At 64.2% G+C, this 23,902-nt stretch carries 18 protein-coding genes; 8 read left to right on the plus strand and 10 right to left on the minus strand.

The features are described from left to right. Positions 1-490: 490 nt before the first annotated feature. The 8 genes from AC07OJ_RS26590 to AC07OJ_RS26625 are packed head-to-tail and all read left to right on the plus strand — an operon-like array spanning position 491 to position 11,171. Positions 491-1,324: a class II aldolase/adducin family protein gene (locus AC07OJ_RS26590; protein ID WP_495095496.1), complete on the plus strand. Its 834-nt coding sequence runs from the start codon at positions 491-493 to the stop codon at positions 1,322-1,324. A 10-nt stretch (positions 1,325-1,334) separates the two neighbouring features. Next, complete coding sequence (locus tag AC07OJ_RS26595) at positions 1,335-2,291, plus strand: ABC transporter substrate-binding protein (RefSeq protein ID WP_065904267.1); 957 nt, start codon at positions 1,335-1,337, stop codon at positions 2,289-2,291. A 6-nt stretch (positions 2,292-2,297) separates the two neighbouring features. Then, the gene (locus AC07OJ_RS26600) at positions 2,298-4,742 is read left to right on the plus strand and encodes a TonB-dependent receptor plug domain-containing protein (RefSeq protein WP_120449141.1); all 2,445 of its coding nucleotides are present in this window, start codon (positions 2,298-2,300) and stop codon (positions 4,740-4,742) included. Positions 4,743-4,755: 13 nt separating this feature from the next. Beyond that, entirely contained in the window at positions 4,756-6,099 is a 1,344-nt protein-coding gene (locus AC07OJ_RS26605) for an LLM class flavin-dependent oxidoreductase (protein WP_495095497.1), read from the plus strand. Then, positions 6,096-7,670, plus strand: coding sequence for an ABC transporter substrate-binding protein (locus AC07OJ_RS26610; protein WP_201145409.1), 1,575 nt, complete (start codon positions 6,096-6,098; stop codon positions 7,668-7,670). Before AC07OJ_RS26605 ends, AC07OJ_RS26610 begins: the two co-directional genes overlap by 4 nt. Beyond that, positions 7,667-8,617 carry an ABC transporter permease gene (locus AC07OJ_RS26615; protein ID WP_495095498.1) on the plus strand — a complete coding sequence of 317 codons (951 nt, stop codon included), beginning with the start codon at positions 7,667-7,669 and terminating at the stop codon, positions 8,615-8,617. Before AC07OJ_RS26610 ends, AC07OJ_RS26615 begins: the two co-directional genes overlap by 4 nt. Then, on the plus strand, positions 8,614-9,468 hold the full coding sequence (locus AC07OJ_RS26620; protein ID WP_495095499.1) for an ABC transporter permease: 855 nt from the start codon (positions 8,614-8,616) through the stop codon (positions 9,466-9,468). The genes AC07OJ_RS26615 and AC07OJ_RS26620 overlap by 4 nt, the downstream gene beginning before the upstream one ends. After that, on the plus strand, positions 9,465-11,171 hold the full coding sequence (locus tag AC07OJ_RS26625) for a dipeptide ABC transporter ATP-binding protein (RefSeq protein WP_495095500.1): 1,707 nt from the start codon (positions 9,465-9,467) through the stop codon (positions 11,169-11,171). The genes AC07OJ_RS26620 and AC07OJ_RS26625 overlap by 4 nt, the downstream gene beginning before the upstream one ends. Here AC07OJ_RS26625 and AC07OJ_RS26630 read toward each other — a convergent pair. From AC07OJ_RS26630 to AC07OJ_RS26675, 10 genes are all read right to left on the minus strand, one after another. Then, entirely contained in the window at positions 11,168-12,742 is a 1,575-nt protein-coding gene (locus AC07OJ_RS26630) for an alkaline phosphatase D family protein (protein WP_495095501.1), read from the minus strand. The genes AC07OJ_RS26625 and AC07OJ_RS26630 overlap by 4 nt on opposite strands. Before the next feature lie 9 nt (positions 12,743-12,751). Beyond that, positions 12,752-15,022, minus strand: a complete 2,271-nt coding sequence (locus AC07OJ_RS26635; protein WP_495095502.1) for a TonB-dependent receptor — start codon at positions 15,020-15,022, stop codon at positions 12,752-12,754. 344 nt (positions 15,023-15,366) lie between these two features. Beyond that, entirely contained in the window at positions 15,367-16,101 is a 735-nt protein-coding gene (locus AC07OJ_RS26640) for a UTRA domain-containing protein (protein ID WP_065904260.1), read from the minus strand. A gap of 81 nt (positions 16,102-16,182) precedes the next feature. After that, entirely contained in the window at positions 16,183-17,556 is a 1,374-nt protein-coding gene (locus AC07OJ_RS26645) for an LLM class flavin-dependent oxidoreductase (RefSeq protein WP_065904257.1), read from the minus strand. Between the two features lie 36 nt (positions 17,557-17,592). Continuing rightward, entirely contained in the window at positions 17,593-18,423 is an 831-nt protein-coding gene (locus AC07OJ_RS26650) for an amino acid ABC transporter permease (RefSeq protein WP_065904255.1), read from the minus strand. Next, positions 18,420-19,238, minus strand: coding sequence for a transporter substrate-binding domain-containing protein (locus AC07OJ_RS26655; protein ID WP_495095503.1), 819 nt, complete (start codon positions 19,236-19,238; stop codon positions 18,420-18,422). The genes AC07OJ_RS26650 and AC07OJ_RS26655 overlap by 4 nt, the downstream gene beginning before the upstream one ends. A gap of 62 nt (positions 19,239-19,300) precedes the next feature. Next, complete coding sequence (gene pnuC, locus AC07OJ_RS26660) at positions 19,301-19,894, minus strand: nicotinamide riboside transporter PnuC (protein ID WP_065904251.1); 594 nt, start codon at positions 19,892-19,894, stop codon at positions 19,301-19,303. Positions 19,895-19,909: 15 nt separating this feature from the next. Beyond that, complete coding sequence (locus AC07OJ_RS26665) at positions 19,910-20,746, minus strand: 5'-nucleotidase, lipoprotein e(P4) family (RefSeq protein ID WP_495095504.1); 837 nt, start codon at positions 20,744-20,746, stop codon at positions 19,910-19,912. Positions 20,747-20,758: 12 nt separating this feature from the next. Next, the gene (locus AC07OJ_RS26670; protein WP_495095505.1) at positions 20,759-22,906 is read right to left on the minus strand and encodes a TonB-dependent siderophore receptor; all 2,148 of its coding nucleotides are present in this window, start codon (positions 22,904-22,906) and stop codon (positions 20,759-20,761) included. A 127-nt stretch (positions 22,907-23,033) separates the two neighbouring features. Continuing rightward, positions 23,034-23,900 (minus strand): sulfurtransferase, encoded by an 867-nt coding sequence (locus AC07OJ_RS26675; RefSeq protein WP_495095506.1) that lies wholly within the window; start codon positions 23,898-23,900, stop codon positions 23,034-23,036. Between the last annotated feature and the right edge of the window lie 2 nt (positions 23,901-23,902).

Below are 23,902 nucleotides of genomic sequence, written 5' to 3' on the forward strand. Positions count from 1 at the left end.
CAATGTCGGATTACGGGCACACCGAGCCTAGGCGAGGTGCCGAGTGTTGGGGCAAGAGCCCTTTTGGTTACTTTTGGCTGGGCCGGCATTCCGGGCTTTTCCAAAAGTGACCCGCTGTAAGAGCGGAACCATAGTCGACCATCACCCAAATAACGGATATGCCCCCCATCCCCCAAAAACCCAAAAAAAATGCAATTAACTGATCATCATCTACCAGCATATTAAAAAAGGCTGATTATTAGCATATGACTACAAAGCCTTTTACAGACGTTTCTTAGACGAATACCTTTCAATCCAGCGACAACACACTCGACCCGACCCCTCGCATGGTGGAGGTGAGCACCGACGATACCCACCTGCGAGGGCCCCCCTGATCATGACGACCTGACCACACTTCCCGCCGCCACACCTTCCTTGCGTTTTCACAGCCGGCCCTGCCGAGCCACGGATTCGCTCGCCTATAAAAACTGCCTGATCAGGGGTTGCCTGTATGAGTCATTCCACACTGTTCCCACAAACCATCTACACCTTGCCCTACGACAATAATCGCCTGGCGCTGGGCGCCGTACCCACCCATGACGACCCGCTGCAAGAGCGCCTGCACCGCAAGCAACGCCTGGCCGCCGCCTATCGCCTGTTCGGCCGCCTGGGTTTCGAGGTAGGCGTGGCGGGACATTTCACCGCCCGCGACCCGGTCCATCCCGAGCAGTACTGGATCAACCCGCTGGGCGTGCCGTTCTCGCAGATCACCGTGTCGCACTTGTTGCGCGTCGATGGCAATGGCCAAGTGGTGGAAGGCGAGGGCCTGCTGAATACCAGCGCCCTGGAACTGCACCACGACCTGCAACAGGCGCGCCCGGACGTGGTCGGCATTGCGCACTTTCATGGTTTTCATGGCCGCGTCTGGTCGTCGTTGGGCCAGCTGTTCGAGCCGATCACCGCCGAGTCCGGCGCCTTCCTCAATGACCAGGTGATCTTCCCGCGTCACGCCCTGCGCACCGCCAGTGGCGCGCTGGAACAGGACCGCAACATCGTCAGCCAGGCGTTCGTCGAGACCTTCGCCGAGAACAACCTGCTGGTGTGGCAGAACCATGGCCTGTGGGTCACCGGCGCGACGGTGGAAAGCGCCGCCTGGCGGTTCATCCTCGCCGAAGACACCGCCCGCGTGCACCTGGCCGCGCGGTCGGCCGGGCAGCCGCTGGTGCCGCCGGCGGACGCCTTGGAGGACGGCATCGACAAGGCCCGCCACGAGTTCTTCGCCTGGCTCAACTTCCTGCCGCTGTGGGACCAGATCCGCACCGAAGAACCCGACCTGCTCGACTGAGGCACCTGCCATGCACACCCTGACTCGTCGGCAATTACTGTTGGCTGGCGGCACCCTTGCGGCTGGCGCGCTGCTGGGCGCCCAGGCCGCCGAACCCTTGCGCGTGTGGCGCTACAAGGGCACCGCCGCGTCGTTTCTGGCCGACGCCGGCCAGGCCGACACGCCGTACCCGGTGGAATGGGTGGATGTCAGCGGCGGCAACCTGGTACTCGAAGCCCTGAGCAGCGGCCACCTGGACTACGCGTTCATGAGCGAGATCCCGCCGATCTTCGCCTCGATCGCCAAGGTGCCGATTGCGCTGGTGGCCCAGTACGCAGGCGACCGCAACGACACGAGTCTGGTGGTGAAAAAAGGCGCTGGCATCCGCACGGTCCAGGACCTCAAGGGTAAGACCATCAGCTACGTACGGGCCACCAACACTCACTACTTTGTGCTGAACATGCTCGCGCAGAACGGCCTGTCCCTGGCCGATGTGACGGCGGTACCGCTGCCGATGCAGGACGCGCTCACCGCGTTTCGCAACGGCCATGTGGATGCCATCGCCACCGGCGGCATCAGCGCGCTGCAAGCCACCAGCCAGATGGACGGCGAACTGCTGGCGGACGTCAGCCGCTACTACTCCGGCAACTACGTGATTGCGACCACGCAACAGGTATTGGCCAACCCTCAACGCCGCAGCCAGGTAGGCGATTTCTTGCGGCGTGAGCAAGCCACCTGGGCCTGGGTCAACGCCCATCCCGAACGCTGGGCCGAGCGCAGTGAAGCGCTGACCGGCATCGATCGTGCCCTGTACCTGCGCCAGTTCCAGCAGCGCAGCCGGCCGGGCCGCCTGCAAGGCATCGATGCCGACGCCATGGCCTCCCAGCAGCAGGTGGCCGACCTGTTTTATGCCAACCATTTGATCAGCCAGAGCGTCGATGCACGACCGCTGTGGCGTGACGACTTCAACCCTATTCTGAACAGTTGACCTGCCATGAAACCCATTGCCTACCGTTCCACCCTGCAACTCGCTCCCTTGATATTCGCCGGCTTTTCCATGCTGCCAGCCTACGCCGCCACCAGCGATGACACGCTCGACACGGTGATCGTCACCGGCTCGCGCGGCAGCGAGGCGCGCACCGTCACCAGCAGCCCGTCGCCGATCGATGTGATCAGCGCCCAGCAACTGGAGAAAACCGGTTCCAGCAGCCTGCGGACCGCCTTGCAGAAAACCCTGCCGTCGTTTTCCCAGCGGCCTTCGGGCACGTCCAACGACAGCATCGCGCGGCCCTACAGCCTGCGCGGCCTCAACGGCTCCAACGTGCTGGTGCTGGTCAACGGCAAGCGCCGCCACAACAGCGCGGTGATCAACCTCGACTCCACGGCGGCCTACGGCACCAACCCGGTGGACCTGGACATGATCCCGGTCAGCGCCATCGACCATATCGAGGTGCTGCGCGACGGCGCCTCGGCGCAGTACGGCTCGGACGCGATTGCCGGGGTGATCAACATCATCCTCAAGCAGAACGACAACGGGGGCTCGGTCAGCACCTCCTATGGCGAGTACACCAAGGGCGACGGCGGCACGATTCGCCAGACCCTGAACAACGGTTTCGCGCTGCCCAACGACGGCTTTTTCAACCTGTCGCTGGACGCCAAGTCCCAGCAGACCGCCGTGCGTGCCCGCGATGCGACGGGCGCGTTCTACTACCCGCAGGCCAACGGCTCACCGGACCCGCGCGAGGCCAACGACAAGGACGTGCAGAAAAACGGCCTGCCGAAAATCAAGGCGATCAACGTCGCCTACAACGCCGAACTGCCCCTGGACGACGTGACCCTGTACTCGTTCTCGACCCTCAGCCAGCGCGACGCGCGGGGCGGGCAGAACTACCGGCGGCCCAACTCCACCAACATCATCCCCTCGATTTACCCCGACGGTACGGCGCCGTTCTACACCCTGCGCGAAACCGACTACCAGGTCGCGGCCGGCGGCAAGGGCAAGATCGCCGAGTGGAACTGGGACTTGAGTTCGACCTTTGGCCGCGACAAGGGCGTGGCCGGCGCCGACGAGACCCTCAACGCCTCGCTCGGCCCGTCGAGCCCCACGCACTTCACCACCTACACCAACTATTTCGACCAGTGGACCAACAACCTCGACCTGACCCGCGCCTTCGACATCGGCCTGAGCAAACCGCTGCAAGTCTCGGCCGGCCTCGAGCATCGGCATGAGCGCTACAAGACCGAGTCGGGCAACCCGCTGTCGTACATCAACGGCGGCTATGTCTACCCCAGCGGTCCGCTGGCCGGGCAACCCGGCGCGGTGGGCGCCCAGGGCGCAATCACCCTGACCCCGGATGACGAAGGCCAGGCCAGTCGCAACAGCTACGCCAGCTACCTGGATGTGGGCCTCAACCCCACCGAGAAACTCTATGTGGGCGTGGCCGGGCGCTTCGAGCATTACGACGACAGCTCAGGCAACACCAGCAGCGGCAAGCTCTCGTTGCGCTATGACTTCACCCCTGAATTCGCCTTGCGCGGCACCCTCAGCAACGGTTTTCGCGCGCCGTCGCTGTCGCAATCGGTGTATGCGCAGACCGCCAACCAATACACCACCGTCAATGGCGTGGCGCAGTTCGTCGAGGCCAAGTCGGTGCGGGTCGATTCGCCGCTGGCCCAGGCGCTTGGCGCAGAGGATCTGAAGCCGGAGAAGTCGCGCAATATCAGCCTCGGCTTCGCCTACAAGCCGGTGCCCGAAGCGAATATCACTGTGGACGCCTATCAGATCGAGATCAGCGACCGCATCGCCCAGACGGGTTTCCTCTACGGCAGCGGCGTCGACCAGATCCTGCAGGCCAACGGCTTCCGCCCTGGCTACCGGGTCAAGTACTTCACCAACGCCGCCGACACCACCACGCGCGGCATCGACCTGGTCACCGACTACCGCGTCGATTACGGCGCCTTCGGCACCGTCAAATATGGCGTGGCGGCCAACTACAACAAGACCACGATCGACAGCATCAAGTCGACGCCCGCCGCACTCACCGCCGTCGGCAGCAACCTGGCGCTGTTCGACCGCGTGGCCCAGGGATACCTGACCGTGGCCAACCCCAAGACCAAGCTGATCCTCAGCGCCAACTGGAAGGTCGACAAGTTTGACATCAACGCCGGCCTGACCCGCTACGACAAGGTCATCGCCCGCGACACCAACCCGGCTTATGACGTGACCTACGGCGCCAAGTGGCTCACCGACCTGGAGGTGGCCTACAACCTCACCAAGGACCTGAACCTGGCGGTGGGCGCCAACAACCTGCTCAACGTCAAGGCCGACAACAACGCGTTCCCCCAAGGCGATATCAACGGGTTCCCCAAGTTCGGCAGCATCTCGCCGTTCGATCCCTACGGTGCGTTCTGGTACACCCGCGCGACCTACACCTTCTGATGAGGACTGCGACATGAGCCAACAAGAACGACAGATACTGCTCGGCGCCTTCATTCCGAGTGCCGGGATCATGGGGTCGGCCTGGCGCCACCCGAGTGCCGCCGCCGACTCGTTCCGCGATTTCGAGCACTTTCGCTGGATCGCCGAAAAGCTTGAAGCGGCGCGTTTTCATGCGTTGTTTTTCAACGACACGGTGAACGTCGACCTCGACCCCCTGGCCCTGGCGCGCGGCCCCAACAGCGTGCGCTGGGACCCGCTGGTGCTGTTGCCGGCGCTGGCCCTGGCGACGCGGCATATCGGCCTGATCGCCACCGCCAGCACCACCTACAACGAGCCGTACAACATTGCGCGCAAGTTCGCCAACATCGATCACCTCAGCGGTGGCCGGGTCGGCTGGAACCTGGTGACCTCACTGGGCGGCGGCGAGAACTTCAACCGCGATGACCACATCAAGCACGCCGACCGCTATGAGCGCGCCGAAGAGTTCTACGACGTGGTCACCGGCTTGTGGGACAGCTGGGCCGATGATGCATTTATCCAGGACAAGGCGTCCGGGCAATGGCTGGATACCGACAGGCTGCACGTGCTCAACCACCACGGCAAATACTTCCAGGTGCAGGGCCCGCTCAACGCCGCACGTCCGGTGCAGGGCTACCCGGTGATTGCCCAGGCCGGCTCCTCCGATGCCGGCCGGCGCTTGGCGGCGCGGGCCGGGGAATTGATTTTTACCGCCCAGCACACCGTGGAGCAGGGCCAGGCGTTCTACCGTGAAATCAAACACACCGCTGCCGGGTTGGGACGTAACCCCGAGCACCTGAAAGTACTGCCGGGCGTCTCCACCGTGATCGGCCGTACCCAGGCCGAAGCCCAGTCCAAATACGATCAACTGCAGGAGCTGCAGGACCCGAAGGCGTTCCTCAGTTCGATCTCGCGCTTTACCAGCTTGGGTTTCGACCTGTCGGAGCTGCCGTTCGATTCATTGGTGCCGCTGCCGCCCGAGCAGTTCGATACCAACACCCACAAGAGCCGGCAGAAGCTGGTGTTTGACCTGATCCGCCGCGAGCGCCCGACCGTGCGTGAGCTGTTCAACAAGCTCACCGCCGGTGGGCATCGCATCCTGATCGGCACGCCCGAAAGTGTGGCGGATGACTTCCAGGAATGGTTCGAAAGTGGCGCTGCCGATGGCTTCAACGTGATGTTCTCCGGGCTGCACCAGGGCATCGCCGATTTTGCTGATGGCGTGGTGCCGCAGCTGCAGCGCCGCGGTTTGTTCCGCCAGGAATACCAGGGCCAGACCCTGCGCGAAAACCTCGGCTTGCCGTATATCGCCAACCGTCGTCAGGGAGCGCGTTCATGAAGCCGTATTCAGTCGCACTGTTGGCGCTGCTGCTGGCCGGCTGTGGCGGCCCGTCCGGCGAGGTCAGCCAGGCCGACCCGTCCAAGCCCCACAGCGGCGGCACTCTGCGCGTGGCCCTGGACGGCGACCCGCAATGTGTCGACCCGCAGCAGGCGGGTAATAACACCGCGCTGAACGTCGGGCGGCAATTGGTGGACTCCCTCACCGACCAGGACCCGGTCACCGGCGCCATCGTGCCGTGGCTGGCCGAACGCTGGGAGGTGGATGCGGATTCGCGGCGCTTCACCTTTGTGCTGCGCCAGGGCGCGACCTTCAGCGACGGCGCGGCGGTGGACGCTGCGGCGGTCAAGGCCAACCTGGAAGGCATCCTGGCCCTGGGCGCGCGCTCGATCCTCGGCTCGACCTACCTGGCCGGGCTCAAGCGCATCGACACCCCGGACAGCCACACGGTGGTGGTCGAGTTCGAGCAGTCCAACGCGCAATTCCTGCAAGCCACCTCGACCATGACCCTGGGACTGTTGTCGCCCGCCAACCTGGCCTTGTCGTCAGGTGAGCGCTGCCAGGGCCAGTTGGTCGGCTCGGGGCCGTTTGTACTGAAGTCGTTCGTGCATAACCAGAAAGTGTCGCTGAGCCGGCGCGAGGACTACGCCTGGGGTTCTTCCTTGGCGGCCCACACGGGCAAGGCCTGGCTCGACGGCATCGAGTTCCTGATCATTCCCGAATCCGGCGTGCGCCTGGGCAGCCTGGCGTCCGCGCAGATCGAGGTGAACACCAGCGTCGCGCCACAGGATGAACCGGGCATCGAAGGCCAGGGCCTGGTGCTGTTGACCCGGGCCAATCCCGGCGTGGTGTTCAACCTGGCGCTGAATGAATCGACGCCGCTGTTCGCCGATATCAAGGTGCGCCAGGCGCTGAACAAGGCAATCAACCGGGCCGAGTTGCAGCGCATCATTTCCCGCTACCAGAAACCCGCCACCGCCTTGCTCGCCACCAGCACGCCGCTGTATCGCGACTTTTCCAGCCTGTTGGCCTATGACCCTGACGGCGCGCGCCGGCTGTTGGACGAGGCCGGCTGGCAAGTGGGCGCGGATGGCGTGCGGGTCAAGGACGGCAAGCGCCTGGCGTTTCGCCTGGATTACTGGCAGCAGACGCCCATCCTGGAGCTGGTACAGCAGCAATTGAAGGGCGTGGGCATCGACTTCCAACTGAATAAATCCACCATCAGCCAGGTCACGGCGATCCAGGCCGGTGGGGATTTCAGCGTGCGCTTTCTCAACCTGACCCGCGCCGACCCGGACGTGCTGCGCACCGTGTATGACGCCCGGGGCTACAACATCAACAAGCGCGAACCGGGCGAGGTGGACCGGCTGTTGAGCGAGTCGTCCAAGACCCTCGACAGCGCCAAGCGCCAGGGGCTGATCGACCAGGCCAGCGAGTTGCTGCTGCGTGACGGTCATGCGATTGCCCTGGTGGAGTTGGCGACGGTGCTGGCCCACGGCAAGAAGGTCCAGGGCCTGCATTACGAAGCGTCCTCGCGGCTGCAGTTCTTCGACACCTGGTTGCAGCCATGAGGGGCACCGCGCTGTACCTGTTGGGCCGTGGTGGCCAGGCGTTGCTGGTGCTGTGGGCGGCGTTCAGCCTGTCATTCGTGATTCTGTACGCGCTGCCCAGCGACCCGGTGAGCATCATGCTCAACCAGAGCGGCGAGCAGAGCACCGTCAACCAGCAGCAAGTCGCGGCGCTACGCGCGCAGTACCTCCTCGACGAGCCGCTGGCGGTGCAGTACGGCATTGCCCTGTGGCATGCCGTGCAGCTGGATTTCGGCAACTCGATCCAGAGTGGCCAGCCGGTATCGGCGTCATTGGCTGAGGCCTTGCCGAAGACAGCGGCCCTGGCGTTGGTGTCGCTGGCGGTGGCGCTGGTGCTGGGCGTGAGCCTCGCGCTGGTCGCCAGCCTGACCCGCCGGCGCTGGCTGCGCGACCTGTTGCTCGGGTTGCCGGCGGTGGCCGTGTCGTTGCCGACCTTCTGGGTGGGGCTGCTGTTGTTGCAGTGGTTTTCCTTCGGCTGGCACTGGTTTCCAGCGATGGGCAACCAGGGGTTTGCCTCACTGGTCCTGCCGACCCTGACACTCGCGATTCCGACCAGCGCGGTGATCGCCCAGGTACTGGCGCGCTCGTTGGCCGCCACCGCGCGCCTGCCATTCGTGGATGCTCTGCGCGCCAAGGGCCTGAGCCCGCTGCGGGTGCTGTTGACCCATGTGCTGCACAACGCGGTGATCCCGATCCTCAGCTTGAGCGGGGTGATTGTCGGCTCGCTGCTGGCCGGCTCGGTGGTCACCGAGACCGTGTTCTCCCGTGAGGGCGTCGGACGCCTGGCCCAGGGTGCGGTCAGCACCCAGGACATTCCGGTGGTACAGGGCGTGGTGGTGTTGGCGGCATTGATCTTTATCGCGGTCAACCTGCTGGTCGACCTGTTGTATCCGTTGCTCGACCCACGTATTCGCGGAGCCGCACGATGAGCCTTGCCTTGACCGCTGTTTTGCCGCGTCCGCACCACTTGCGCGCGTTGCGCCGCCGCCCGTTGCTGCCGCTGGGCGTGATCGTCCTGCTGCTGGTGTTGGGCTGGGCGTTGTGGCCGCAACTGTTCACGCATTTCGACCCGCTGCTCGGGGTGCCGGCCAATGCCTTGCAGAGCCCGTCCCTGGCGCACTGGTTTGGCACCGACCACCTCGGCCGCGACCTCTATAGCCGTACGGTGTATGGCGCCGGGCTGTCGTTGCGCGCGACCTTGCTGGCGGTGCTGATTGCGTTGGTCAGCGGCATCCTCCTCGGGGTGTTTGCGGGGTTCTTCGGCGGCTGGGTGGACGCGGTGCTGATGCGCCTGGTGGAAGTCTTGATGGCGATCCCGGCATTGCTGCTGGCCATGGCGGTGATCACGGTGCTGGGGTTTGGCACGCTGAACATCGCCCTGGCGGTGGGCCTGTCGTCGGTCGCGACCTTCGCGCGCCTGGTGCGCGGCGAAGTGTTGCGTTGGCGTGCAAGTACGTTTGTCGAGGCCGCATCGGCCTGTGGTGTCGGGCCGTGGACCATTATCGCGCGGCACATCCTGCCCCACGCCAGCGCGCCGGTGCTCGCGTTGGCCGCGCTGGAATTCGGCAGTGCGGTGCTGTCGGTCTCGGCCTTGAGTTTTCTCGGCTTCGGCGCGCCACCGCCGCAACCCGAATGGGGTTTGCTGGTGGCCGAAGGGCGCAACTTCATGATTGCCGCCTGGTGGTACACCAGCCTGCCGGGCCTGGTCGTGGCTGCGGTCGTGGTGTCGGCCAACCAACTGGCGCGGGCGTTGCAACAGGATCAAGGAGGCACACGATGACAGACCACCTTTTGCTCGACGTACGCGACCTGCGTATCGCCTATCACGGCCGCGATGGGCGCACCGAAGGCGTGGCGGGCATTGATTTCCAGCTCAAGGCCGGCGAGATCCTGGCGATTGTCGGCGAGTCCGGCTCGGGTAAATCGACCACAGCGGCAGCCTTGGTGGGCTTGCTGGCGGGCAACGCGCAGATCGAATCCGGCAGCATTCGCCTGGCAGGCGAGGAATTGACCACCGCCAGCGAACGCCAGTGGCAAAGCATTCGCGGGCGCAGCGTGGGCTTTGTGCCGCAGGATCCGGGCTTGTCCCTCGACCCGGTCAAGCGCATCGGCCACCAACTGGTCGAGGCCCTGACCCTGCACGGCGTGCCCAAGCCGCTGGCGCGCCAGCGCAGCCTGGCACTGTTGCGCGAAGTCGGGCTGGCGGACGCCGAGCGTGTTGCTCGCGGTTATCCGCATCAACTCTCCGGCGGCATGCGCCAGCGCGTGCTGATCGCCATCGCCCTGGCCAATGACCCGCCGCTGGTGATCGCCGATGAGCCGACCAGCGCGCTGGATGTGGGCGTGCAGCGGCAGATTCTCGACCGCCTGCAAACCCTGGCCCGTGAACGTGGCACGGCGGTGTTGCTGATCACCCATGATCTGGGCGTGGCCCTCGACCGCGCCGACCGGCTGCTGGTGATGCACCAGGGGCGCATCGTCGAAACCGGCGACGCCCGTCGCGTCTTCGAGACGCCGCAGCATGCCTACACCCGGCAGTTGCTGCAGGCGGCGCCAAGCTTGTTGGTGCAGCAACGCCGGCAGGTGAGTGCGCAGCGTGTGGAGGCCACGCCGCTGTTGACGGTGCAGGGGCTGCGCAAGGATTTCTCGACCTGGCGCCACCCGACACCGCTGGCGGTGGACGGGGTGTCGTTCCATCTGCCGCGTCACGGCACCACCAGCCTGGTGGGGGAGTCGGGCTCGGGCAAGTCGACCACTGCGCGCCTGATTCTCGGGTTGGAGCGGTTGGACAGCGGCAGCGTGGTGTTCGATGGGCAGGACATCAGCCACGTGTCGCGCCGCGAGTGGCTGGCGTTGCGGCGGCAGATCCAGGTGGTTTACCAGAATCCCTATGCGTCGCTGAACCCACGGTTGAGCCTGGAGCAGATCATCAGTGAGCCGTTGCAGGCCTTTGCGTTGGGCGACAGCGCCTGGCGCCGCCAGCGCGCGGCGACCTTGCTGGAACAGGTCGAGTTGCCGGCGCGGTTGCTGGGGAGTCGGCCGGTGGAGCTGTCGGGCGGGCAGCGGCAGCGGGTGGCGATTGCACGGGCGTTGGCATTGGAGCCGCAGTTGCTGGTGCTGGATGAGGCGTTGTCGGCGCTGGATGCGTCGATTCAGGGACAGATTCTGACGTTGCTCGCGGACCTGCAAGAACGGCTGGGCTTGAGCTACCTGTTTATCTCCCATGATCTGGCGGTGGTGCGGCAGATTTCCGATCATGTGGTGGTGATGCAGGCGGGCAAGGTGGTGGAGCAGGGCGCTTGTGAACAGATCTTCACCGCGCCTGCCCATGACTACACCCGTAGACTGCTGGCCGATATTCCCGGCCAGCACACCCCCTGCAGGCGCCGGCTGGCCGGCGATGAGGCGCCTTCTTTGAGCGTCAATTCGGCGACCGCCATCGCCGGCAAGCCGGCTCCTGCCAGGAGGGTGGTGCAGCTTTAGGCCTCGATAAGCTGCGGGCTGCCACTCTCCACGACAAAGTGCTTGAGCGTCGACACCGTGGCGTTGGGGTCCAGGCGATCGGAGATCGCCTGCATCTTCACCGCCAGGCGCTCCGGCGTCAGGTCCAGCGACAAATACCCACGGGGCCGACTGTCGTAAAAGCGGATCTGCGGATTCGCCGGCAATATGGACTGCACTGCCTCGTAGCTCGGCCCATTGGAGGTGATCGAGGTGCCGACAAACTCCGCCGCCACCAGTTTCGAATCCGGATCCTCCGGCCGCTCATACAAATGGTTGGCCCAGAACGAGTGATAGTCCCCGCTCAATACCACCGGGTTCGCCACTCGGCTGTCACGCAGGTTGTCGATCAGCCGCCCGCGCGCCGCCTGGAAACCGTCCCAGCTGTCGGTCCAGTACCGCGCGCCATCGGTGCCCGGCCGTTCCGCCCGCAACGGCGCCACCAGCAGATCCTGGGCGAGCAGGTTCCAGCGGCTGTCGCTGCGGCGCAAACCGTCGTACAGCCAGCGTTCCTGCTCAAACCCCAGCAGCGTGCGCTTGGGATCGGAGAGGTCCACGCAGCTGCTCAGTTCCATATGGCCTTTGCCGAAATTCGGCGCCTGGTAGCACGGCTGGCGCGAGCGGTACTGGCGGCCATCGAGCACCGGGATCGCGGCGAGATCGCCATAGGTGAAACGCCGGTAAATCTGCGGACTGCCATTGCTGCCCAGCGGCGGGCGCCGCAACGGCATGTTCTCCAGGAAGGCCTGGTACGCCGCCGCCCGGCGTTGCTGGAAGGCCGCGAGGGTCACGCCCGGATCCTTGGAGGACACACCGGAGTAGTCGTCCTGCACCTCATGGTCGTCCCAGGTCGCGATCCACGGTGCAGCGGCGTGCAGCTGTTGCAGGTCCGGGTCGGTCTTGTGCAATGCGTAGCGGTACCGGTAGCCGGCCAGGTCGGTGGCTTCGGGGGCGCCGTATGAGCGGGCCAGGCCCTGTGTGCCGGGGGCGTTGGTGTATTCGTAGATGTAGTCGCCGAGAAACAGCACCAGGTCGGGACGCTCGTCGGCCATGTGCCGATACGCACTGAACAGCCCACGCTCGTAATGGGCGCAGGAAGCGACGCCCAGGCGCAGGTGATCGACTTTGGCGTTCAGTGCCGGCAGGGTCAGGGCGCGGCCGGTCGGCCCGCGCTCGCCCAGGGCGATGAAGCGATACCAGTACTCGCGGCCCGGTTGCAGCCCGTGCAATTGCACATGCACGGCGTGGCCGTTGATTGCCAGGGCCTGGGTCCGTCCGCGCTGGGCAATGCGTTGGAAGTGTTCATCCAGGCCGACTTCCCAATCCACCGGGATGCTCGCCGGCAGCGCGTATTCATTGCCGGGAAACAGCGGCAGCGTGCTCAGTCGAGTCCAGATCACAAAGCCATCGGGCCAGGGATCGCCACTGGCGACCCCCAGCGTGAACGGCGTGGCGACATTCGCCAGCGCGCTGCCGTAACGCAACACCAGGGGCGCAGCCGCCACCCCGGCCAGCAGGCGCAGGGCCTGGCGGCGGTTCAGATCAAAAGTCATGACAGGTCCCTAGAATTTGTAGCTGGCCTGGACACCCACGGTGCGTGGGTCGCCCGGCGTGGCGATTTGGGCGTTGGACAGGAACGAGCCGTGGTACAGGTCGTATTTCTTGTCGAACACGTTGCGGGCCCACAGCGCGCCCGACCAGTTGCTGCCCTTGGGCGTCACACCCAGGCGCGCATTCGCCAGCCAGTAGGCCTGGGTGGTGGTGCCGTTGCTGCCGGTGATGCGGTCGTGGAACGAGTAGTCGCTCTCGGCGCTGAAGGTAAAACCGCCGACGTCCCACACATATTGCAGCTGGCCGCCGTAGCTGATTTTCGGGAAGTTGGTCAGGCTGGAACCGGAGAAGTCGGTGTACACCGGGTAGGCAAACCCCACCGCGCGGGTCGCGGTGCTGTTCAGGCCCTGGTAGTCGACGTACTTGCCTTTCTTGGTGCCGAAGTACTGGCCGAGGGTCAAGCCCGACACCGGCTCCCATTGCAGTTCCAGCTCATAGCCGTAGATCTTCGACTTGGGAATATTCACCAGCCGGCCGACGTTGCCCACTGCCTGGCTGATCCACACCTGCGACTGGTATTGCTGGTCGCGATAGTCGTAGTAGAACGCCGAGCCGTTGAAACGCAGCGTGTCGCTCAAGTCACTCTTGAAGCCCACTTCATAGGCCAGCAGTTTTTCCGGTTTGACCGGTGCGATCTGCTCGGCATAGCTGGAGTTGTAGGCGGTAAAACCACCGGACTTGATCCCGCGGCTGACCGTCGAATACAGCAGGGTCGACGGTGTGAGCTGGTACTCGAGGCCGAGCTTCCAGGAGGTGGAGTTGCTGTCCAGGTCGCTGTCGGCGGCCGGGAAACTCAACTGCCCGAGACGGTACACGCCGTTGTTGACGAGGATGCGCTGGGTGGAGAAATCCTCGAGTTCGCGGTGTTCTTTTTCCTGGCGCACACCTACGATCAATTTCCAGTCATCGGTCAGCTGGTAGTCGCCCTGGGCGAAGGCGCTGTAGGTGTTGGATTTCTGCGTGTAGGAGGTGTAGGTGCCGTAGCCGAGGTTGGCGCTGAAGTCCGAGTAGAAGTTTTCGTCCAGGCGGTCCTGGGCGAAATACAGGCCGGTCTGCCAGTTGAAGCGCTCGTTGTCGTGTGAGGCCAGGCGCAGCTCCTGGGAGAACACTTCGATCTTGGAGTCGAAGTATTCATCCGATTGCGGGATCACCGACGCGTCCCAGTCGATGTATTCGCGGCGCCGGAAGCGGTCGGATGCGGTGATGCTGGTCACGCTCAAATGGTCATTCAGGTCGAACGTGCCCGTGAGCGCGAAACCGGTGTTGTCGTTGTCGCGATGCGGCTTGTCACCTACCGACAGCCCGGTGAGCTTGGCAAAGCCCGGGGTGAGGCCCCAGCCGGTTTTCTTGCCGTCGTTTTCCGGGCTGATGCTCGCGTAGGCGGCGCCGTTGGCGTTGGGTTTCAGCCCCTGGTACAGGTACGAGCCGCGGCTGTCGGACTTGTCCTCACCGGCATGCACGCTCAGGTTGAAGTTGATGTCCGGCGTGGCGTCCCAATCGAACTGGCCGCGCACCGAGGTGTTGTCCTTGTCGCCCAGGCTTTGCCCGGTCACCCGGTTCTCCTGCCAGGCGCCGCCTTGTTCGGTGATGAACGCCAGGCGTGCGCGCAGGGTGTCGCTGAGCGGCCCGGAGAGAAAACCCTCGACGTTGCTGGCGTTGTAGGAGCCGTAGCTGGTGGTCAGCCCACCGTGGAATTCACGCGTGGGTTTGTTGGTGATGAAGTTGATCGCGCCGGCTGTGCTGTTGCGCCCGTACAGCGTGCCCTGCGGGCCACGCAGTACCTCGACGCGTTCCAGGTCGAAGAGCTGGCCCTGGGTCTGGATCGGGTAGGGCAAGGCGACCTGATCCAGGTACACGCCGACGGTGGAGGTATTGTTGCTGCCGTAATCCTTGAGCCCGACGCCGCGAATGCGGAACAGCGGGTTGCCGCCGCCGTACTGCGGCGCGATGTCGAGGTTGGGCACGTAGTTCTGCAGCTCGTTGACGTTGGTCACACCCTTGTTCTGCAGGTCCTGGCCGCTGAGCGCGGTCAGGGCGATACCCACGTCCTGGGCGGATTCTTCATGCCGCTGGGCGGTCACCGTGACCTGGGGCAGGGCAGTCGTGGTCTGGTTGTCGGCTCCCAGCGCATCGCCGGCCAGCAACGCCATGAAGGGCGCACTGGCAAGGACAAACGGGCGGGCGGGTTTGGTGTAGCGATGGTTGCGAAGCAGCGAGTGCATGGCAAGGTCCCTTAAGAAATCCGATTCTTGAGCGCGGGGCAGGCGGAATGCCGTCCCATCGCGCAGGGGCCGCTCTTTGAAGAGTAAGCTGCTGACATCGATAGCAAGCTATATGCCATCATTTTGTCATAATTAAGTCGATGAATTTATTCAGGATTTTTCAACGGGCACGGTTGGCGCGTTGCTTATGCAACACGCGGGCGGCAGGTTGTTACGCAAGCAACAGCGGCAGTTACCCCCTTGCACGAGCCGGCTTGCCAGCGAAGATCGTCAACGATAACGCGGCAACCCAGCCACAACGTGGTGCCCGAAAGATTTTCGCCTGCAAGCCGGCTTCCACAGGGTCAGCGCGTACCCGGATACCGCGTCTCCATCACGATCGACAGCGCATCCGGGCGCCAGTATTCCTGGTCGAATTCCACCGCCTGGTTGTCCTCGCCGAAGTTCAAGCGCTCCAGGTACACACTGGTGGAGCCCGGCGACAATTGCAGCAACTCGGCCTGTTCTTCATTCACCGTGCCGATGTGCATCTGCAGTTCACAGCGTGATTGCACCCGCGCAAAACGGTCGCGCAGCAGTTGGGTCAGCGAGGTATTGAGGTCGGCTTCCAGCAGGCCGGGGCACCAGCTGGCGAGCAGTGCGTTGAATTCCAGCAGCACCGGGCGGCGGTCGATCCAGCGGCGGCGCTGCAGGAAAAACACCGGCTCCTGCGTCGAGGCCAGGCCCATTCGCTTGGCCAGCCAGGCGCCGGCCGGGCGCAGTTCGGCGTGCAGGCATTCGGTGCGGGGTGTGCGGCCCTGGGCGCTGACGTAATCCATGAAGCCGCTGATACGCGTCGGGTCGTAGCGGATGCGCTGCGGGCTGACGAACCAGCCCCGGCGGTTTTCGCGGTACACCAGGCCCTCGGCCTCGAGTTGCTGCAAGGCCTGGCGCAAGGTGACGCGGGTGCAGCCGAAGCGTTCGATCATTTCCCGCTCGGAGGGAAATTTCTCGTCGGCCTGGGGTACACCGGCGGCGATGTCGTGGGCGATCTGTTCGCGGATGCGCTGGTAGTGCGGCGAGATGGGGTCGAAAGGCATCCTGGGGTTCCGTGTGCAGGCATGACGTGGGGCAGACTCTACCGTTCCTGTTGGCGCAGGTCACCTGCTCCCACGCAGGCCTTATGCAAAGCGGAACGAGGCGCCATGCGCCGAGGCGGGCAGGCGATCACTGCCGTCGACGCTGAGCCGCGAGCGCAGCGTGCCGGTTTGCGCAGTGGTGCGGTACAGGCCGCGCTTTTGCAGGGCCGGGATCACCAGTTCGACAAAATCATTCAGCGAGCCGGGGCTGATCAGCGGGTTGAGCATATAGCCGCTGGTGCCCGAGATGCGGGCGTGCTCCTCGATCTTTTGCGCGATCTGCTCCGGGGTGCCGACCAGGATCAGGTCGCTGCCACGGGTGACATTCGCAAAACGCTGGCGCACCTCGCCGGCAGTCAGCGGCTTGCCGCTGCCATCGGGTTTCATCACGTAGGAGGTCATGCCTTCGGTGTGGGTCGACAGCGCTTCATTGTCGGCGTAGCGGCTGATGTCGATGCCGGTGTCGCCGGCATAGCTCACCAACTGCGCTTGCAGGTGATAGTTGCTTTGCAAGGTGTCGTATTTTTTCTGCGCCTCGATAGCGGTGGGCGCCGTGACGATGCGCAGCACGGTCAGTGACTTCACGTCGGCGGCGCGGCGGCCACGGGCTTCGGCCTGGCGCCAGATGTCTTCGAGGCCCTGGCGGATTTCCAGTGGATTGGACTTGGCGATAAACACCAGCTCCGCGTGCTTGGCCGCAAACTGCCGACCGCGCGCCGACCAGCCGGCCTGGATCAGCAGCGGCGTGCGTTGCGGCGATGGCGAAGTCAGATGCGGCCCGGCCACGCGGTAATGCTCGCCGGCATGCGCGATCGGCCGCACGCGGGCGCCATCGGCGTAGGTGTGCGCCTGTTTGTCGGCGCGCACCGCGTCATCGGCCCAGCTGCCTTCCCAGAGCTTGTACACCACGTCGAGAAACTCCTCGGCGCGCTCATAGCGGTCGTCGTGCTTGATCATCTGCTCCAGGCCGAAATTGCGCGCTGCGCTGGACAGGTACGAGGTGACGATGTTCCAGCCGATCCGCCCTTCAGACAGGTGATCAAGGGTGCTGAAGCGCCGCGCGTGGGTGAACGGGTGCTCGTAGGTGGTGGTCACGGTGACGCCGAAGGCGAGCTTTTCGGTGAGGGCCACCAGCGCCGGAATAATGCTTAAAGGATCGTTGGCCGGGGCTTCCACTGCCCATTTCAACGCCATGGCTTCGGAGCCACCGAACACATCGTAAAAGCCCAGCACGTCGCCGAAAAACATCAGGTCGAGGTTGGCTTCATCCGCCGTGCGGGCCAGGTTCGACCAGTATTTGAGGGTATTGATGCCCAGCCTTTCATCGCTGGGGTGGGTCCACAGGCTGGGCGCGCCGCCGCAGCCGACACTGGCTTGTTCATAGAGACCGAATAACAGCGGGGTAGGATCGGACATGGTGCTTCCTGCGTGCAAAAAAAGTGCGGCGACAGACTATCGCCCGTGGAGATAAGCCTTGCCGTAGTGCCGTTCCAGCCGGGCCTGGATCAGTTCCAGGCCGATCGACAACAGCCAGTAGATGACGGCGGCCGTGGTAAGCATTTCGATATAGCGGTAAGACGAGCGGCCATAGGATTGCGCGAGGAACATCACCTCCCACACGCCCATCACCGAGACCAGAGACGAGTCCTTGAGCATCGAGATGAACTGGCTGGTGGTCGGCGGAATAATGGTGCGCATGGCCTGGGGCAGCACGATCTGCCAGAACGTCACGGCCCGGCCCATGCCCAGTGCAGCGGCGGCATTGCGTTGGCCCTGGGACACGCCAAGAATGCCGGCGCGGAAGATCTCGCTGAGGTAAGCCCCGTAGTTCAACGACAGCGCAATGATCCCGGCACTGATCGCGCCGGGCACTACGCCCAGTTGAGGCAGGCCGAGGTAGATCAGCAGAATCTGGATCAGCAACGGCGTGCCGCGAAAGAACGAGGCATAGAAACTGGCGATCCCGAACGCCACGGCGCTGCTCGACAGGCGCGCCAGGGCGGTGGCGAAACCCAGGGCCACCGACAGCCAGATCGAGCAGAAACACAAGAACAGCGTCAGCGCCGCGCCTTGCAGAAAGCCCTGGGGCGAAAGGTGCAGCCCCACCAGGTTCTGCCACTTCGCGGCGACGATGGCGAACTGCAGGTCAAAGCTCATGAACATCGCGGTGAACAGGCCCAGCATCACGCCCCAGGTCAGCCATAGCCGCACACGGAACGACAGCCGTGTGCGCTTGGCCACGGGCGGCTTGATCGTGGTTGGAGGGGTAGGAAAAACACTCATTGGGTGATGTCTGAGCCGATCCATTTCTGCGAGATCTTCGCCAGCGTGCCGTCGCTTTTCAGCTCGGCGAGAATCTGCGTCAATCTGGCATCCCATTGTGGATCACCCTTCTCGGTGGCGACCACGTTCGGCTCGGCGTACAGCACCGCGCCGGTGATCTTGAAGCGTGGGTCGTGGTCGATGCGTTCCTTGGCGGTGACCAGGTTGGTGACCATGGCATCCAGGCGCTTGCCGGTGCCCAGCGCGAGGTCCTGGAAAGCGATGGTCTCGTTGTCGTAGGGCACCGCCTGCACGGCCTTGAACGGGTAGTCGATCGGTGTGTTGGCGCCTTCGATCACCAGGTCCTTGGCCAGGTACGCCTCGTAGGTCGATGCACTGCCCACGCCGACTTTTTTACCGCTGAGATCGGCTGCCGACTTGATCGTGTCGTCGTTGCTGTTTACCACGACCACAGCCGGCGAGGCGTAGTACTCGAACGGGAAGTTGAAGACCTGGCCGCGCGCGGCGCTGGGGGTCATGGAGCAGATGCACACGTCGTAGCGGCCATTCCAGCGGCCAGCGGCGATGACTTCCCAGGACGGCGTTTCGAGTTTCAGTTTCACCCCGAGTTTGTCGGCGACGGCCTTGGTCACGTCGACGTCAAAACCATCCAGCTGGTTTTGTTCGTTGAGGAATGAGAAGGGCGGGTAATTCTCCATCAGCACGCCGACCAATTGCTTGGATTGGGTGATGCGGTCCAGGGTCTGCCCGGCGAAGATCGCCGGGCTGGCCAGGAGGAGAGTGACGCTGAGCGCGGCAGCAGTGCGTAAGTTCATAAAAGCATCCAAGCGAGGTTTTTTATATTTAAACGCGATAGATGCACTTGTGTTTAATGATATTAAACGCTGTAAACCGAAGCTTTGGTTATATGTTCCTGTTGGTGCAGGTCACGTTGCCATGCCCGCAGACCATAGGCCGCCAGCCCTACAAAGCCGGCGTAGAGCGCGGCGGTGAGTTGCAGGTCCTTGTACAGGAACAACCCCACATAGGCCGCGTCCAGCAGGATCCACAGCCACCAGCTGACCACGTATTTGCGCGCCGCCCACAGGCTCGCCACCAGGCTGAAGGCGGTGAGCAGCGAATCCAGCCAGGGCAGCGCGGCATCGGTAAAGTGGTGCATCACGGCGCCCAGGGCCACGGCGCCGATCAGCCCCGCGAGCAGGTGGCGCCACGCCTCCCGGAGTGGCAGGCGTTCCACGCGGACCTTGCCCGCCTCGATGCGCCCGGTGCTCCAGCGCCACCAGCCATAACCTTGCAGCACGGCGAAGACCAACTGCAGGAGCATGTCCGAATACAGCTTCACGTCGAAGAAGATCCAGGCATACAGCAACACCGCGACCACGCTGACCGGCCAGCACCAGCGCACTCGCTGTGCGGTGAGCCAGACCCCGGCGATGTTGAAGAACACGGCGACGATTTCCAGTGGCGACATAGGGTTCTCACACGGCTAGTTTTCTAGAGGCAGCGCCTGTTGCTTGAGCTGGCGCTTGCGTTCAAAGGGCAGTTTTTCCTGATCGCCATAGGGCGCGCTGTACCAGTTGCCATACGTAGGGTTGGGCAGCAGGAACCAGCGTTGGCCGAGCCAGGCCAGGTACGGTTCGGCTGCCTTGCGCTGGTCGGCCAGGGTGTTGTGCTTGGCCTGCACGAAATCGCCCAGCGAGTCGCCGGCGAGCATCAGCACACGGGCATGCGCGGCCACCCACTGGCGGCGGCAGTTTTTGCCATAGCCGGCCTGTTCGCAGTGGCCGGTCGGGGTGCTGGCGGCCAGTACCTGTTCGTTGCGCTGCACCGGGAAACCGCGCAGGCGCAGGTTGTCGACCGTGGCCTGGACCTGGCTGTGTTCACGGTTGGTGATGTAGTAGACGGTGATGCCTTTTTTATCGGCCGCTTGCAGGAACGCTACGGCGCCGGGCAGCGCCTGGGCCTTGGCCTGGTCGACCCAGGTGTTCCAGCGGTCATAGGAATACACCTGGTTGTTGATGATGTCCCGCGCGTTGAGCGGCACGTTGTCGAGCACGGTTTCATCGATATCCACTACCACTGCCGGTGGCAGCCCGGCGAGGTTGCGCGGGGGCAAGGGCAGGGCGTCCCAGGTCGGATCGGCCAGCGCGGCGTCCAGCTGACGCGTGGCGCTGGCGAATACCTGGCGATAAATCAGCTCGTGTTCGATGGAGGTCTGGGTCCACAGCACCGCGTCCAGTTGGTCGTTGGCGGGCGGTTGCTGCTGGCAGCCGACCAGGGCGGTGGAGAGCAGGCAGACACTGGCAAACATCAGATTACGCATAAACACTCAGCCTCAGAAATTGACGGTGGCGGACAGCCGTGCGGTACGCGGCGCCCCCAGGAACAGGTAGCCGTCGCCTGCGGATTCACCCACGTCCCGCCAGTAGCGTTTGTCGAACAGGTTGTCGACGGTCAGGCGCAGCACAGTAGCGTAATCGCCGACTTTGGTGGTGTAGCGACCGCCCACATCGAACACCGCATAGTCGTCGACTTTCACCGTGGCCTCGCGGTTGGCGTATTTGCTCGCGCTGTATTGCACCCCGCCGAGCAGGGCCAGGCCCGGTACCGCCTGGATGTTGTAGTCACCGTGCAGGCTGGCACGCAGCTTGGGCACGTTGATCGCCTGGTGGCCGTCGTAGTCTTCGGTGCCGCTGCCGTCGACTTCGGCGCGGATCGCCGCGATGCTGGCCGACACTTGCAGGTCGGAAGTCACGCGGCCGTTGGCCGACAGTTCGATCCCCACGTTCTTCTGCTTGCCTTGCTGCACGAAGGTGATGCTGCCGTCGTCGTTGGGGCGGTTGTATTGCAGGTCCTGGGTGATCTGGAACAGCGCAGCGGTCAGGCTCAGGCGCTGGAAGTCACGCTTGATCCCGACCTCCAGCTGGCGCGAGGTGGTCGGCGGCAATACCTCGTCGGCGTTGCTGCTGAACCACGCGGCCTCGCCACCCAGCGACAGGCCTTTGCTGTAGCTGGCGTACAGCGAGGTGTCCGGACGCGGTTTGTAGATCAGCGCCACTTGGGGCAGGAACACGCTGCGCTGGGTATGACGCGTGGTGGCGCCGGCCTGGTTGTAGGTCTCTTCGTCGAGGCGGACCTGGCGCCCGCCGAGGAGGGTTTGCCATTGTTCGTTGAAGCTGATGCGATCGCTGGCGAACAGGCCGTACTGGCGGCTGTCGAGGCGTCGGTAGGTGTGCCCCAACGGGCCGTCGTAGGGTTCCAGTACCGGTGACGGCTGGTAGATATTGCCCTCGCCAATGTACTCGTTGACCGACTTGCGCCGGTCCACCAGGCGGCGGAAGGCGGTGGTGCCGAAGGTCAGGTCGTGCTTGAGAAAGCCGGTGTCGAACTGGCCGTTGAGGGCCGCCTGGGCTTCCTCGTTGCTGCGGGTGTCGTCGGGGCTGCGGTAGTCGGAGATGTCGTAGTCGCCCTCGGCGCTGAAGTGGTTCGGCACGGCGCTGTTCGCGCAACTGGCGGCGCCGTAGCAGCCCCAGGCGAAGGTGCTGTAGTCGTCGATCACCACGCGGCTGCGCGACGCGCTGAAGCTGGCTTTCCAGGCTTCGTTGAAGCGGTATTCAAACAGCCCGTCGAGGTTCAGCGACTGGATGCCCACCGGGTTCGACCAGCTCTGGTACGCCAGCAGGTCCTTGGGCGACACATGGTGCGGCACCTCGGTGCCGCCGAGCAATTGATAACCCGGCACCGAGCGCTGCTCGCGTTTCTGGTACTCGGCGTTGAGTTGCAGCAAGGCGTTGGGGCTGATGTTCCAGTCCAGCGCCAGGGAGGCGAAATCGCGCTTGCCGTCGGCGTGCTCGACATAGGAGCGGATATCTTCGTGGGCCAGGTTGATGCGCACGCCCACCTGTTGCTCGGTGCCGAGCCAGCCGCCGATATCGGTGGCCAGGTAGCGCTCGCCCTGCTCGTTGGTGGACACCGTCACCGAGCGCACATTCTCCGGGCGCTTGCTCACGTAGTTGACCAGCCCGCCGGGTTCGGACACGCCGCTCTGCAGGCCGGCCAGGCCCTTGAGCACTTCCACTTGCTGTTTGTTTTCCAGCGCCACGTTCTGCTCGCCGGTGATGGTGCGGCCGTTGATCTTGTAGCTGCTTGCCGGGTTCAGGGCGAAGCCGCGCACCACGAAATTCTCGTAGTAGCCGACCGGGGCGTAGCTGTCGCCTACCGACGCGTCATTCTTCAACACCTCGCTGAGCAGGCGTGCCTGCTGGTCTTTCAGGCGCGCTTCGGTGATCACCGCGACCGAGGCCGGGGTGTCCAGCAACGGCGCGTTGTCAAAGCCGGCCACGGCGGCTTTTTTGGCCTGGTAATCGCTGGCCTCCTGGCCGACCACGGTGACGGTGTCCAGGGTCGCCTCCTGGGCATGCGCCGCAGTTGCGGCGAGGGTGATGCTCAAGGCGAGCAGGGTGTGGCGATAAGGTGTAGCCATGTAAGGAGCGCTCCAAGGGCCGGACCGCCGCTGCCGTACGCTTTTATCGGGCAAAAGGCTGCCCAGCGCTGCGCAACGAACGGGTTGCCAGTACGAAATGAAAAAGCCGAGTTCGCCGAAAGTGGCGTCAGGCCGGAGCTGCTCCGGTAGTCATTGGTAAACGTGCGTCGGCAGCCCATTCCTGCAGGGAACCGTCGTAGAGGGCGATGTCCTGGCGACCCAGCAGGGTCAGGGCCAGGGCGTTGGCGGCGGCCGAGATGCCGCCGCCGCAATACAGCACCAATGGGCCTTCGCTGTGCAGCAGCGTGGGGCCGATGGCCAGGGCCAGGGCATCCTTGGGCAGGTAGCGGCCGTGGGCGTCGAACAACTCGCGCGCCGGCAGGTTTTGGCTGCCGGGGATGTGCCCGCGTCGGGCGTAGCGGGTGGGCGCGGTGCCTTCGAACAGCGCCGCGCCAAGGGCACAGATCAACACGCCGGGTGCTTGCCCGGCGACGATGGCTTCGACGCCGCGGCGGTCGATCCACAGCCCGGCACGCGGGTTGATTGCCCAGGGTTGCACCGGCATGACCGGCTCGGCTGGGCCGTTATGTTCCGGCAAACCGGCGGTACGCCAGGCGTTGAACCCGCCATCGAGTACCTGGGCGTCGATGCCTGCGCCGCGCAGCATCCACCACAGGCGAGCGGCCCAGAAACCATCGGCACGGTCGTAGATAACCAGGGTTTTCCCTTGGCCAGCACCGAGCTTGGCCAAACTGTTTACCAGCGCTTCAGGCGTTGGCAGGGCGAAGCTGAAACTGGCGCGGGTGTCGGCCAAGTCAGTCACTAGATCTGCATGTCGAGCGCCTGGAATATGCGCCTGCAACCAGCCGTCTTCGCCGCTTTGGACGCGGTAATCGCCATCGAACGAAGGCGACGGCAATACCACCGTGGCATCCAGTATCACCAGCGTGGGATCAGCCCGATGCGCGTGCAGCCACTGAGTATCGACCAGCATGC

The sequence above is a fragment of the Pseudomonas sp. GW821-FHT09C08 genome (assembly GCF_059418125.1).

Excerpts from the sequence above, each read along its gene's own strand:
- AC07OJ_RS26590 (WP_495095496.1), top strand. The coding sequence starts at position 491 with ATGAGTCATTCCACACTGTTCCCACAAACCATCTACACCTTGCCCTAC.
- AC07OJ_RS26595 (WP_065904267.1), top strand. The coding sequence starts at position 1,335 with ATGCACACCCTGACTCGTCGGCAATTACTGTTGGCTGGCGGCACCCTT.
- AC07OJ_RS26600 (WP_120449141.1), top strand. The coding sequence starts at position 2,298 with ATGAAACCCATTGCCTACCGTTCCACCCTGCAACTCGCTCCCTTGATA.
- AC07OJ_RS26605 (WP_495095497.1), top strand. The coding sequence starts at position 4,756 with ATGAGCCAACAAGAACGACAGATACTGCTCGGCGCCTTCATTCCGAGT.
- AC07OJ_RS26610 (WP_201145409.1), top strand. The coding sequence starts at position 6,096 with ATGAAGCCGTATTCAGTCGCACTGTTGGCGCTGCTGCTGGCCGGCTGT.
- AC07OJ_RS26615 (WP_495095498.1), top strand. The coding sequence starts at position 7,667 with ATGAGGGGCACCGCGCTGTACCTGTTGGGCCGTGGTGGCCAGGCGTTG.
- AC07OJ_RS26620 (WP_495095499.1), top strand. The coding sequence starts at position 8,614 with ATGAGCCTTGCCTTGACCGCTGTTTTGCCGCGTCCGCACCACTTGCGC.
- AC07OJ_RS26625 (WP_495095500.1), top strand. The coding sequence starts at position 9,465 with ATGACAGACCACCTTTTGCTCGACGTACGCGACCTGCGTATCGCCTAT.
- AC07OJ_RS26630 (WP_495095501.1), bottom strand. The coding sequence starts at position 12,742 with ATGACTTTTGATCTGAACCGCCGCCAGGCCCTGCGCCTGCTGGCCGGG.
- AC07OJ_RS26635 (WP_495095502.1), bottom strand. The coding sequence starts at position 15,022 with ATGCACTCGCTGCTTCGCAACCATCGCTACACCAAACCCGCCCGCCCG.
- AC07OJ_RS26640 (WP_065904260.1), bottom strand. The coding sequence starts at position 16,101 with ATGCCTTTCGACCCCATCTCGCCGCACTACCAGCGCATCCGCGAACAG.
- AC07OJ_RS26645 (WP_065904257.1), bottom strand. The coding sequence starts at position 17,556 with ATGTCCGATCCTACCCCGCTGTTATTCGGTCTCTATGAACAAGCCAGT.
- AC07OJ_RS26650 (WP_065904255.1), bottom strand. The coding sequence starts at position 18,423 with ATGAGTGTTTTTCCTACCCCTCCAACCACGATCAAGCCGCCCGTGGCC.
- AC07OJ_RS26655 (WP_495095503.1), bottom strand. The coding sequence starts at position 19,238 with ATGAACTTACGCACTGCTGCCGCGCTCAGCGTCACTCTCCTCCTGGCC.
- pnuC (WP_065904251.1), bottom strand. The coding sequence starts at position 19,894 with ATGTCGCCACTGGAAATCGTCGCCGTGTTCTTCAACATCGCCGGGGTC.
- AC07OJ_RS26665 (WP_495095504.1), bottom strand. The coding sequence starts at position 20,746 with ATGCGTAATCTGATGTTTGCCAGTGTCTGCCTGCTCTCCACCGCCCTG.
- AC07OJ_RS26670 (WP_495095505.1), bottom strand. The coding sequence starts at position 22,906 with ATGGCTACACCTTATCGCCACACCCTGCTCGCCTTGAGCATCACCCTC.
- AC07OJ_RS26675 (WP_495095506.1), bottom strand. The coding sequence starts at position 23,900 with ATGCTGGTCGATACTCAGTGGCTGCACGCGCATCGGGCTGATCCCACG.